15 protein-coding genes, 1 tRNA gene and 3 pseudogenes are annotated in these 10,702 nt (G+C 52.9%); 5 read left to right on the top strand and 14 right to left on the bottom strand.

Annotation, left to right across the window (positions count from 1 at the left end; all coding sequences use genetic code 11):
* Window positions 1-31 precede the first annotated feature (31 nt).
* The 5 genes from JCM10550_RS23200 to JCM10550_RS23180 form a co-directional block, all read right to left on the bottom strand.
* The gene (locus JCM10550_RS23200; RefSeq protein ID WP_245619136.1) at window positions 32-403 is read right to left on the bottom strand and encodes a hypothetical protein; all 372 of its coding nucleotides are present in this window, start codon (window positions 401-403) and stop codon (window positions 32-34) included.
* An 18-nt stretch (window positions 404-421) separates the two neighbouring features.
* Window positions 422-901: an AIR synthase related protein gene (locus tag JCM10550_RS23195; RefSeq protein WP_245619134.1), complete on the bottom strand. Its 480-nt coding sequence runs from the start codon at window positions 899-901 to the stop codon at window positions 422-424.
* Entirely contained in the window at window positions 790-1,662 is an 873-nt protein-coding gene (locus JCM10550_RS23190) for an AIR synthase-related protein (RefSeq protein WP_245619132.1), read from the bottom strand. The genes JCM10550_RS23195 and JCM10550_RS23190 overlap by 112 nt, the downstream gene beginning before the upstream one ends.
* Window positions 1,596-1,826, bottom strand: a complete 231-nt coding sequence (locus JCM10550_RS23185) for an AIR synthase related protein (protein ID WP_245619130.1) — start codon at window positions 1,824-1,826, stop codon at window positions 1,596-1,598. The genes JCM10550_RS23190 and JCM10550_RS23185 overlap by 67 nt, the downstream gene beginning before the upstream one ends.
* A 108-nt stretch (window positions 1,827-1,934) precedes the next feature.
* Window positions 1,935-2,168 (bottom strand): hypothetical protein, encoded by a 234-nt coding sequence (locus JCM10550_RS23180; protein ID WP_245619128.1) that lies wholly within the window; start codon window positions 2,166-2,168, stop codon window positions 1,935-1,937.
* A gap of 127 nt (window positions 2,169-2,295) precedes the next feature.
* Between JCM10550_RS23180 and JCM10550_RS11940 the strand changes: the two genes are divergently transcribed.
* Window positions 2,296-2,910: a translation initiation factor IF-2 subunit beta gene (locus tag JCM10550_RS11940; protein WP_062399448.1), complete on the top strand. Its 615-nt coding sequence runs from the start codon at window positions 2,296-2,298 to the stop codon at window positions 2,908-2,910.
* Between the two features lie 128 nt (window positions 2,911-3,038).
* On the opposite strand, the gene JCM10550_RS11935 is transcribed toward JCM10550_RS11940, so the two are convergent.
* The 8 genes and pseudogenes from JCM10550_RS11935 to JCM10550_RS23165 form a co-directional block, all read right to left on the bottom strand.
* Window positions 3,039-3,317 (bottom strand): DNA-directed RNA polymerase subunit L, encoded by a 279-nt coding sequence (locus JCM10550_RS11935; RefSeq protein WP_062399442.1) that lies wholly within the window; start codon window positions 3,315-3,317, stop codon window positions 3,039-3,041.
* Between the two features lie 112 nt (window positions 3,318-3,429).
* Window positions 3,430-4,158 carry an MBL fold metallo-hydrolase gene (locus JCM10550_RS11930; protein ID WP_062399446.1) on the bottom strand — a complete coding sequence of 243 codons (729 nt, stop codon included), beginning with the start codon at window positions 4,156-4,158 and terminating at the stop codon, window positions 3,430-3,432.
* Window positions 4,159-4,183: 25 nt separating this feature from the next.
* Window positions 4,184-5,472, bottom strand: a pseudogene (locus JCM10550_RS11925) (ATP-binding protein).
* 42 nt (window positions 5,473-5,514) lie between these two features.
* Window positions 5,515-6,407, bottom strand: a pseudogene (map, locus tag JCM10550_RS11920) (type II methionyl aminopeptidase).
* A complete protein-coding gene (locus JCM10550_RS25155; protein ID WP_281175383.1) occupies window positions 6,404-6,589 on the bottom strand; it encodes a Xaa-Pro peptidase family protein in 186 nt (61 codons plus the stop codon). The pseudogene map and the gene JCM10550_RS25155 overlap by 4 nt, the downstream one beginning before the upstream one ends.
* The gene (locus JCM10550_RS23175; RefSeq protein WP_062399440.1) at window positions 6,529-6,813 is read right to left on the bottom strand and encodes a M24 family metallopeptidase; all 285 of its coding nucleotides are present in this window, start codon (window positions 6,811-6,813) and stop codon (window positions 6,529-6,531) included. Before JCM10550_RS23175 ends, JCM10550_RS25155 begins: the two co-directional genes overlap by 61 nt.
* Window positions 6,810-6,980: a hypothetical protein gene (locus tag JCM10550_RS23170; protein ID WP_245619127.1), complete on the bottom strand. Its 171-nt coding sequence runs from the start codon at window positions 6,978-6,980 to the stop codon at window positions 6,810-6,812. Before JCM10550_RS23170 ends, JCM10550_RS23175 begins: the two co-directional genes overlap by 4 nt.
* A gap of 16 nt (window positions 6,981-6,996) precedes the next feature.
* Window positions 6,997-7,707, bottom strand: coding sequence for a hypothetical protein (locus tag JCM10550_RS23165; RefSeq protein ID WP_062399437.1), 711 nt, complete (start codon window positions 7,705-7,707; stop codon window positions 6,997-6,999).
* 56 nt (window positions 7,708-7,763) lie between these two features.
* On the opposite strand from JCM10550_RS23165, the gene JCM10550_RS20080 reads away from it, so the two are divergent.
* The 4 genes and pseudogenes from JCM10550_RS20080 to JCM10550_RS11890 all read left to right on the top strand — a co-directional run bounded on the left by JCM10550_RS20080 (window position 7,764) and on the right by JCM10550_RS11890 (window position 9,014).
* Window positions 7,764-7,955, top strand: a complete 192-nt coding sequence (locus JCM10550_RS20080) for a hypothetical protein (protein WP_175020536.1) — start codon at window positions 7,764-7,766, stop codon at window positions 7,953-7,955.
* Window positions 7,919-8,184: pseudogene (locus JCM10550_RS11900) on the top strand (hypothetical protein). Before JCM10550_RS20080 ends, JCM10550_RS11900 begins: the two are co-directional and overlap by 37 nt.
* A 47-nt stretch (window positions 8,185-8,231) precedes the next feature.
* A tRNA-Asn gene (locus tag JCM10550_RS11895) sits at window positions 8,232-8,305 on the top strand.
* Window positions 8,306-8,753: 448 nt separating this feature from the next.
* Window positions 8,754-9,014: a hypothetical protein gene (locus JCM10550_RS11890; RefSeq protein WP_062399435.1), complete on the top strand. Its 261-nt coding sequence runs from the start codon at window positions 8,754-8,756 to the stop codon at window positions 9,012-9,014.
* A 17-nt stretch (window positions 9,015-9,031) separates the two neighbouring features.
* Here the strand turns inward: JCM10550_RS11890 and JCM10550_RS11885 are convergent, their stop codons facing one another.
* Window positions 9,032-10,273 carry a PAS domain S-box protein gene (locus JCM10550_RS11885; protein ID WP_062399433.1) on the bottom strand — a complete coding sequence of 414 codons (1,242 nt, stop codon included), beginning with the start codon at window positions 10,271-10,273 and terminating at the stop codon, window positions 9,032-9,034.
* Between the last annotated feature and the right edge of the window lie 429 nt (window positions 10,274-10,702).

The following is a 10,702-nucleotide window of genomic DNA, read 5'->3' as shown; positions in this document are numbered from 1 at the left end:
ATAAATAAATGTAGTATTCTGTTTTTCCCGCCTACTCGGTATACATTACTGCTGTCAGGGAATCCAGCGCTGCGTCAGTCTCCTGAGGGGGGGTGAAGGCAATATTTTCTCCACTTACCGATATGATCAGTCCATCTCCACCGACGGTGCCGATTTCAACTGCGTCAAGTCCCTCTGCAACAGATTTGTCGGTATACGCAATGAGGAACCGGCCCGGCGATTCATCGAAGAGCGCAGGGATTGCATCACCCGCAAGGCTGACCGCCGCAGCAGGTGCACACTCCGCAAGGGCTGCGATTAACCCACCTGCGGATATATCTGCGGCAAACCCACCGTTTTGTACGAATGACCGGATTTTTTCAAGAATGGACGGGTCTGCCTTCTCCGGGGGCCTCGCCTCCACACCCGGTCACGGCGTCCACTACGGATCCTCCCAGTGCAGGGACGGATCTGCCTGCAATGGCAAGGGTCGCCCCCCCTCTGTCGGCAAAGTGTAGCAAAGCACCGGGCCTTTCCCTGCCATACCAATGGAGGGTGTCGGGAGAATCCGTGTTCCGAATTCATCACTCTCGTTGTAGAGTGAGACATTGCCACCCACCACCGGAGCACCGATGGCGACTGCCATATCTCCCATGCCCCGGACTGCCTCACCCAGCTGCCAGTAGATCTCCGGGTGAACAGGACTGGCAAAGTTCAGGCAGTTTACCACACAGAGAGGGGGGGTGCTGCCGACACAGGCGAGGTTGGCGGCATTTTCATAGACCGTGTTTGCCGCCCCTTCATAGGGTTTCAGCTCAATCTGGCGCGGGGGGGAACATCCGCAGGAGAGGGAAAGGGCACTGTCACCCAGCCGGAGATGCCCGGCCCCCCCGCCTGCAACAGAGACCGTGCGCAGCTGCACATCGTGGTCATACTGGCGGGATATCCAGTTTTTGCGGACCACATCAGGATGGGAGAGGACAGAAAGACAGAGTGCCTTGATATCCCTTCCGGTGCCTGGTACGGGCGTTCATGCGAATACGGCTCAGCATGCCATGCCTCACCCGGCGCCCCCCCTTCCACCAGCAGATCGATTGGCAGGTCACAGACGACATTGCCTTCAAAGGTGACGATGTAGCGTGCTTCCTCGATCACTTCGCCAATGTCACGCCATTGCAGACTGTACTTCTCCATGATGGCCGCAAGTGTTGGAATATCATCCCGGCAACCTCCATGAGCATCCGTTCCTGCGACTCGGCCAGCATGATCTCCACCTCGTTCATGCCGTTCTCCGCAGGTGCACACAGTCAGCCTCAATACGGGCTCCGTAACTGGAGGACATCTCCGATGATGCTCCCGCAAGTCCCGCGGCGCCGAGGTCACGGCATGCAACGATCTTCCGGTGGCTGCCATCTCAAGGGTGGCGTCGATGAGGAGTTTTTCAGTATACGGGTCGCCGACCTGCACACAGGGCCGGTCTTCTGCCTCCGCATCCTCGGAGAGGTCACGGGAAGCAAACGATGCCCCGCCAAGACCGTCTCTGCCGGTGGACGCTCCGTAGAGAACCAGACGGTTGCCGGGCTTCTTTACCCGGGCCGTGAGATAGGTTTCCGGATCTACGATCCCCCCCACACAGACGACATTGACAAGGGGGATTGCCGGAGTAGCTTTATCAAATGCCACCTCCCCCCCCGTACGACCGGGACGCCGATACAGTTGCCATAGTCACCAATGCCCTGCACCACATGTTCAAGCAGATACCGGTTCTTCTCCTCGGTGATCGGGCCAAAGTAGAGCAGGTCCATGAGGGCAATCGGTTTGGCACCCATGGAGATGATATCTCTCACAATACCACCGACTCCGGTCGCAGCCCCCGTCAAAGGGGGGGTCCACATAACTGGGGGGGTGATTATGGGATTCCATGCCGATTGCCAGTGCGATATCGTCTGAATATTTCACAATGGCGGCATCATCCCGGGTCCCAGAAGGACATTCTCACCGGTGGTCGGCAGGGTCTTCAAAAATGCCTTTGTTGAACGATAACTGCAGTGTTCACTCCAGAGATTTTCAAAACAGGCGTATTCAAGCGGCGTTATAGGCCGCTTCAGTTTTTCTTCCAGATAAGCAAGGTCTCCGGCAGATACCATGATGCAGAATGGTTCGACATCTGCGCTAATAATGGTGCGCATATGGCATCCTTCGGACAGAGACGGGGGGGACAGAATCTGCAGACCGGAAAATTCCGTGGGATTTCCCCGACTCACCCGGAGCATGCAAAAAGCACTATTAAGATACTACAGTACAAAAGGTACCAGCATGCCTGATCCATATGAAGCGTTGCTTGACCATGCCTATGAAAATATCACCGAGACCTCCGGTGACGAGGGACGGTTTACCGTACCTCCGGCAAAGGTGTTTATTGAGGGGGGGAAGACAACGGTCCTTGATAACTTTGCAGAGATTGCATCCGTCCTTCGCCGTGAACCAGACCATCTGATGAAATTTTTGCTGGGTGAACTGGGAACATCCGGCAAGATAGACGGAAACCGGGCGGTCTTCAACGGTAAGTTTGAATTTGACCTGATCAAGAGCCTGGTGAAAAAGTACACGGAAGATTATGTCATCTGTTCCGAATGCGGTAAACCTGACACCCGCCTCGTGAAAGACGGGCGGATCACCCTCCTGCGTTGCGATGCCTGCGGTAGTCACAGGCCGGTCAGAAAGCGCCGTGCACGCCCGGAATCTGTGGCAAACCAGCTGGAAGAAGGCAAAGAGATGACGGTGGAGATACAGTCCATCTCCAAGCGTGGAGATGGTGTGGTCAGAATCGGGAAATACACCATGTATGTGAGTGGCGGCAAACCCGGCCAGAAAATACAGATCCGCATCACCCGTGTAGCAGGTTCCATTGTCTTCACGGAACGGATGTAATAACCCCCTTCCTTTTTCTTACATTTTTTTGCCTGCTATTGCTCCCCTGGCCACTTTTGGACGGATACTGCCGGAGAGTATCAGATAATCAGCAGGCGCTGCCCCCCTGCCGGATTTAAAAAAAAGTATTATTTTATCTCAGGATTTTCAATTGCTTCCAGCAGTTCAGCACAGTCTGCACTGATTTTACGTGCTGCATCAATGATGACCGCAATGGGATCCACGCCGTCTTTGGTTGAGACAAACAACTCCGGGTCGGTGAAATTAAACTTCGGGTTATAGGATGCCACATCCACACGGGAGTCCGTGAGGATCTGCTGCGTCAGGGCATTCATATATGTGTGGCTCTCACCGACAAAGAGGATCTTCACGCTGCCGGCATTGAGCTCAAGAATTTTGATCTCCATAAGTACGCAATAGTTCTGTGAACGAACGGCTAAATATATATGGGTTGCCCCCCCGGCAGGGGGGGAGGCGGGGACAATACCTCACCAGGAATGCCACGACACCCCCCCTTTCTCAGAGCACAAAGGTATCCCCGTCATATCCGATATGCGGTGCGTCCCATCCGATTTTATGGGAGAGATGAACAAGGCGGAAATCCTTTGCATGCAGCTCTCCTGCCAGTGCTATTGCCTCCGAATAGTTCATGTGCTTCGGGTGCATGATACCGTCCGGGAAGAGCGCATCGGCAAAGAAGAGGTCACAGCCGTCCAGCAGATTCTTTGTCCGCTGCGGGATGTCAGGATTCGTGTCTGCCGTATACCCGATACGGGTATCTCCGTCCTCTATCAGCAGGCCATAGGTGGGTGCGGGAGGATGGTTCACGGCCCCCCCCAGGGTGATCCGCAGCCCCCCCCAGCGTGAACGGGACATACGGTTCCTGCGGGTGGGGGGAGCAAAACGGATGAAATGGAACTGTTCCTGCATGTATGCCACCACCTCCGGGGGGGCACCGTATCCGGGAGGATATTTTTGCACCCGGTAAAAATCGTTGAATCCGGCAAAGTGATCATAGTGCCCATGCGTCCAGAGCACCGCATCGATATGGGGCGCACCCACTCTGAGCAGTTGCTGACGGAGATCCGGTGAGGTGTCAATGAGGAGTTTAAAACCATCATGCTCCACCAGCAGGGAAGTGCGAAGGCGTCCCCTGCCGGATGTGGCAGCTTCGCTACAGACCGGGCAGGTGCATCCGACAAGAGGAGTACCGGTGGTGTCACCGGTTCCAAGCAGGGTGATTTTCACAGTCATCCGAAACGACACCTGAACGTCAGATACTGCTCCGGATGACGTGGCGAGTCTTGAGATTCTGCATGCCGATTTCAATATCCCCGGCGGTTACTTTGTGCCGGTTATCCATGAGGGCCGCCATGATCGCTTCTTTGATCATCATCCGCAAATCCGCACCGGAGAAACCTTCGGTCTCCTCGGCAACGGCATCAAAGTCACACTCACACTCGATCAGGGAAGTGACGGCACGCAGGATGTCCCCCCCCGCATCGCCCGGTCGGGCATGGGGGGGAACTCCACGACATCATCAAAGCGCCGCCATGCCGCTTCGTCCAGCAGTGCCGGGTGATTGGTTGCCCCCGATGAGAAGGACACCGTTTTTGACAAAGCTGACCATATCGATGTTCTTCAGAAGCATGTTCACCGCCCGCTTCATTGCGGCGTTGTCATCCGTCAGACGGGACTTTGCCACAAAATCAAACTCGTCAATAAAGAGAATACAGGGAGACAGTCTCCTGGCCAGCTCAAAGATACGGTCGATATTCTTGGATGTCTCTCCCAGATACTGGGAGGTGATCATCGCAAGACGGACTTCAAGGAGCGGCATATGCAGTTCACGGGACAGGGCAAGCGCAAGGGATGTCTTTCCGGTTCCGGGAGGACCTACGAAGAGAAGTTTTCCAAACTCATATACCCGGTGATCACGCAGGAAATCCCGGTTTTTGAGGGCCACATCAATTTTTTTGATCGTGTCCTTCTGCCCGCTTGTGCAGACAAGATTATCGATACTGAACTCCATCTCATCCGGCGCGTAGATGATGATCAGATCACGGGCATTGCGCATCTCCTCGGACTCGGCAACGATAGGAGCAATCTTTGCCTCGATATACTCAACCGAGTCTTCAAACCGCCCGGTATTCTTCAGCGCATCCTGATACGAAAATGTGCCAAGATTATTTTTTTCTGCATATAATGCAAGTGCAGGATTCTTTTCTATCGAACCTTTTCCCCCCCTTTCTTTACAAACCACTGCATCGCTGGTGCAAGCGCGGTGATGGAGAGGCGCTGCCCAAATTCGTCATAATCGACGAAAGGGTTTGCGCGCAGATATCCATAGGCACCAGCCACCCCCCCCATCTCGCGTTCAAGCAGACCTTCGCTGATCACCAGCGGCCGTTTGAATTCTGACGCTGTTCCGGAGATCCCGGTTATTTTCCATAATTTCTGCGGCAGATCACTCTTCGTGATCTCAGGGATTTCATTGGCAACTGAGGCCGTCAGAAGAATCTCCATGAGATCAAGAACCATTGAATCAGCATCATCAGACATGCGTAACAGGAGATATACTACACAGAGAGCAAAAAAGGTTGGTTAAAGAGTCGTTGCCACACAGCCATCTTCGGTGACAATGAGGGTGTGTTCTGCCTGGGAGACCAGTGACCCGGGAATGTCGTGAAGGACAGGATAACCCCGTACCACGCCGCTTCTCTTCAGGGTGGAGAGGGCGAGATCAATCTTGTCACCCGTCAGCCAGCGCCGGGAGAATGGCAGGGAGCGCCGATCACGGATCTGGTTCATGACCCGTTTTGCGGATGCCAGCCGTACTCCCCCCCGGTTTGCCGTCTGGCTGTAGATCAGGGTTCGGGTGCCATCTGAGACCACCCCTGTCCCGCTGGAGGCAAAGGGTTCAACCGCAAAGACCATGCCCTCTTCGAAGACCGCCCCCGCCTGCCATGGCGACGTTGGGGGGGATCATTGGATCACCATGGAGATAGTATTGGGAGAGACCGTGACCGGTGAGGTTTGCCACCGGGCGAAAACCCCCGTGCCTCGATTTCATGCTGGATGACGGTGCCCAGTTCCCCCGAGGTGACACCCGGACGAACCATGGCAATGGCCGCGTTGAGGGCTTCCCGTGACGCCTCGACGAGGAGGGCGTTGTCGCCCAGATCAACGGTCTGTGCGGTATCCGCAACATACCCGTCGATATGCACCCCCCCAAGATCGACTTTTACTACGTCGCCCTCAGCAAAGAGGCGTTCATCCCCCGGACCTGCGGTATCGTGGGCCGCATCCTCGTTTATCGATATATTGAGGGGGGGAAAGGCAATCCCGGCACCTTCATCGAGTATTGCCTGTTCAATGGTGTCCACCAGTTCCAGGATTGAAGCACCCGGGACAACCATTGCGGCAGCTTCCTCACGGAATCGCTTTGCAAGTGCCCCCCCTGCTTCCATATATGCAGAATAAATATCATCGTTCATACGATCAGTCTTCTGTTGTATTTCGTGTAGCAGACGAAACCATCTTTGGTTATAACACCAAGGTTCTCCAACCGCACCCCCCCGCCGATCTTCCGGTAATAGAGGCCCGGCTCAACGGTGATCACATTTCCCTCCACAAGCGGGGTATCAGCCCGTGGAGAGAGGGACGGCCCTTCGTGGATCTCCAGACCGACACCGTGGCCAAGGCTGTGGATAAACCCTTCATCCCCCCGGTCGTATACCCCCCCCTTTCCGTAAAATGATCAACTACGGCATTGTGCACCTCAGCACCGGTGATGCCGGGTCTGAGCATCTCTTCTGCAAGTGTCTGGCCGCCCGCGACGGTGTCATATATTTCCTGAATCTCCGGGGGGGACGGTTCCCCTTTTACAAATGTCCGGGTCATATCGCATAGTATCCAGTCTTCTCGTTCTGGGGAAAAATATCGATAAGAATGGGTTCGTTTGCCAAGAGGGTGCCTGACCCGGCGTTATGCGGCTGGGCGGTTTCTTTCCCGCACGAGACGATGGTGTCGCGTGCGGTGTAGCCGTGCCGGAGCAGCCAGCAGTGCATCTCTCGCCGGAGGATATCAGAGGTGAGGGGGGGGAGCCTCATGCCAGAGGGCTCCGTCTTTCTCTGTTGCATGCCGGATGATAGACTCGGCAAGCGCCATCACCTCGTTTGTTTGTTCCTGGGCTGTACGGATAGCATCACATTCACGGGGGGGATTCTTCACCTCCCGCATGTTTTCAACCGTGTTGGTATCGACGGTAACCCGGCAGAATAACCGGATATCTTCAGCCATTGCAAGGGGGGGAAAGGTACCGGGTACGATGATATCTCCGCCTGCATATTCATATGCCATGCGTGCGGCGGCGTCGGGGGGGACTGACCTCCTCTTCGAGGTAGGTAAAGAACCCGGCATCCCCCCGGGTAATGGCATCACAGGAGCTTCGTCCTCTGCCCGCCCGATCTCCATCTGAGGGACAATCACGATTCCATCCTCCCCCCGCTTCTTAATAAAGAAGATGGGGGGGTCCGAGGTGACAAACTGTGTCAGGTACCGCATATCAGGATCCTGGGAGGAGGCATAGATGACATAAGCTGCCGCCCCCTGCCTTCTCCATGGCCTCATCGAGTGTGTCCATGCCTGAATATTGCCGACCAAAGCACAAGTAATTTTATCCTGACGGGTTGATGTATGGATAATGGACGAGTCAGCAAAGCAGGTCTTCAAGATGAAGTTTGCAAAACTCACCATGGTCCTGAACGGAATTTTTCTTCTCGCGGCACTTGCCATCCTCGCTGCATTCAGGGTAATACCTGTCTACAGTTACCTGATCGCAGGTATCTGCGGTGCAGGGGGCGATTGTGCTGGCACTGTATTTCAGGAGTGCCTACCAGAGTGACAAAGAATGGCTGATGGCCCAGGTGACGAACCTGAAAAACCCGGCAGTGCCGGAGAACAGAAAGGCGACAATAATGCTTGAGAAGATCCGGTCTGAAGTAGACTGGTGGGACGACATCTCGGGTTGGTGCGTATCGTAGCGGAGCATCAGCATCGGCATCATGAAACTCGCGGAACTCACCGGCCTGCCTGCATCGTGTGCGCTACTCCCTGAAGGTGCTTGAGGGGCAGGGATATATTCAGGCGTCACCGGCAGGCGCAATGGTGACAGATGTGGCAAAAGAAGGAATGAAATCGCTTGATTCTGAGATTGATGCGATCATCACCCTCCTCAACACCATGCGTGAAGAGAGCAACACAAATCAATAATATTAATAGCCTTCAATACGACCTTGTATGGCACACAGGTTGTGCATGCCTCCATAACTCAGTTGGTAGAGTGTCTGGCTGTTAACCAGAATGTCACAGGTTCGAGTCCTGTTGGGGGGCGCTTCTTGTTTTATCATTTCTTTGATCCGGAGTGAAATCTGTCTGGCATTATTCATTCGCCATCTTTGCAGCTTTGCGTACGTTTTATCCACTTTACAGGGGGATTTGTCCGAAAAAATATTCACTATTCGGCATTGATCTGACGATTCCCGCCTGCATTTTTGTTTTTTCTCCGGACAGCTCCGATGTTTGCGTACATTCCGGAATCAGAGAAACACATACCTCCCCCCCCTGTCTGTACAGGGATTACTGAATGTTCTCCAAAATGTACGCAAAATACCCAGAGTACCTGTACATATATCTCTATATTGTACTACTTTAGAAGAATACGCAACAATACGGACGTTTTCAAGAGCCGATTCGTTTGCAGTTTCATGCTGCAAAATGGATGGAAAGCTGCAAAATCAGATGCCGAAAAGAACTGAGAATTTCGGATATCGTTCCTCTCTGTGCTGGAGAACATCTTCATCGACCGGATGGAACACAACGTTGAGATGAAAACCCGCTTCATGAATGAAAATGATTTTCAGAACACCTTGGGCGGGCACCTGCTCGAAAAGGTCTATGACCAGATTCATGCCGAAGAGGGGGGGAAATCCTGCCTGACACAGGAACCGGTAAACGTTCTGGTAAAACAGACTGATAGGCATGCCATGCAGAAACAATGCTGCAGGCTCCTGCCATTACAGTGCGGTCACCGTTCACAGTAATAGTGGCGTGGTGTAAACTACCACCCGTCTGAAACACACTTCTGCAATACCTTCCCGTGACAAAGCATTTCCCGTTCAGCTCCGGGCAGGCTCAGAACATCGTGCAGTTCAGCAAACACGCCCAGTACCTCCCCGTCCCCGTTAATGTATGGCGAACCAAAGAACAGAATCCCCGACTCCTTCCCGGTTGCGGTCCGCACCTGAAGCGGGACATCCATGAGACGGGTGCCCTCCATAACCCGCTTGTGGACTCCCCCCCTGGCTTTTCCCGGATCGGTGAAGAGATCAAAGAAATACATGCCTGCAAGGGAGTCATGATGGTATCCGGTCAGTTTCTCCATTGCCTCATTAATATCGGTGATCGTCCCGTTCCCGTCTATGGTCACCAGTGGATCAATATGTGCCTCAATAAGAGAGCGGTTGTAGTCGTTTGCCCGGCGAATCTTATCTTCTGCTTTTTTCTTGCTGGTGATATCCCGCAGTGAGGCGATAGCTCCCGAAAATTCATTATTTTCGCCCAGCATGGGACTCACCTTGACCCAGATATCATACTTCCTTCCGTTCGATAAGGCCACTTTTTTCTCTGCGGTGAAATATCCATCATCACAGCGAATAATTCGGTAATCATCCTCAATGCAGAGAGTAGGATCCAGTACCAGATCAATCAGGATGGGCCGTTTTTCTCCATAAATAGCCTCAGAGTAGGCATAATTTCCTTTGCCTGCAATATCTTCCCTCCTGACACCAGTCAGTGCTTCTATCGCCGTGTTCCATCCGATGACCTGCCCATTATTGTCTATAACAAAGGTGGGGGGGTCCGGGAGGTGATTGAAAATATTTGCATAGAGTTTCCGGGAGATTTCCAGTTCTCTTTTGATCTGCTTTTTTTCAACAGAGGTATTGATCTTCTGAATAATCTCGTAAAAGAGTGATTTTGTATCCCCTCCCTTTTGCAGATAATGATCGGCACCCTGTTCATAGGCTTTAATTGCAATCTCCTCTCTTCCCTTCCCGGTAAATATGATAAAGGGCGTGTCATTATCTGAATCTCGTACCGTTTTCAGGAATTCCAGTCCGTCCATCCCCGGCATGTCATAATCAGAGACGATGGCTGAGTAATCTCTCTTCATGATCTCATCAATAGCCAGTTCTGCGTTTACTACCCCGGTGACCTCAAACCCACCCATCTTTTCCAGGGTAAGTTCTGTGGCCTTCAAAAGAACGGGGGGGTCATCTTCAACGAGGAGAACATGTTTCATAGAAATATATTGGCATATCGGTCGGTATGAAATCAATCCGAATCTAATTCGGTTTTTTGAAATTTTCCTCGTTTTTAAAGGATATGAGGAGATAAACCGTCAATTCCGGTAATCAGAATCATCGGTGAATAGTTTTTCAAAACACCATCATGAGCCCGGATCCGGAGTATGGCACCACCGGGGGGGAACTGACCGGCAGGACCGGTCCGCGGCTATGGAAAATGAGATCTCAAATCAGATCGTATCGACACGGACTGACACGCATCCGCAGACGCGGGTTTATTACCCGAAATACAACAGAACGATCATTTGTTACAGAAAAATTGCATTTGCCGGCTGAACCATTCCTGATGACCAGATGTACAATAATTATCTATATTTTCGGAATACAAGCCACAATAGATGGCTGAATTATTTTTGGCACCCCAA

The sequence above is a fragment of the Methanogenium cariaci JCM 10550 genome (assembly GCF_001315945.1).
Taxonomy (GTDB): domain Archaea; phylum Halobacteriota; class Methanomicrobia; order Methanomicrobiales; family Methanomicrobiaceae; genus Methanogenium; species Methanogenium cariaci.
The sequence above is the reverse complement of the archived record's forward strand: the minus strand, read 5'-3'. Positions and strand labels throughout refer to the sequence as shown.

Bases quoted from the DNA above. Each gene is read 5' to 3' on its own strand.
- JCM10550_RS23180 (WP_245619128.1), bottom strand. From the start codon at position 2,168: ATGCGCACCATTATTAGCGCAGATGTCGAACCATTCTGCATCATGGTA.
- JCM10550_RS11940 (WP_062399448.1), top strand. From the start codon at position 2,296: ATGCCTGATCCATATGAAGCGTTGCTTGACCATGCCTATGAAAATATC.
- JCM10550_RS11935 (WP_062399442.1), bottom strand. From the start codon at position 3,317: ATGGAGATCAAAATTCTTGAGCTCAATGCCGGCAGCGTGAAGATCCTC.
- JCM10550_RS23175 (WP_062399440.1), bottom strand. From the start codon at position 6,813: ATGACCCGGACATTTGTAAAAGGGGAACCGTCCCCCCCGGAGATTCAG.
- JCM10550_RS23170 (WP_245619127.1), bottom strand. From the start codon at position 6,980: ATGCACTGCTGGCTGCTCCGGCACGGCTACACCGCACGCGACACCATC.
- JCM10550_RS23165 (WP_062399437.1), bottom strand. From the start codon at position 7,707: ATGGCAAGTGCCGCGAGAAGAAAAATTCCGTTCAGGACCATGGTGAGT.
- JCM10550_RS11885 (WP_062399433.1), bottom strand. From the start codon at position 10,273: ATGAAACATGTTCTCCTCGTTGAAGATGACCCCCCCGTTCTTTTGAAG.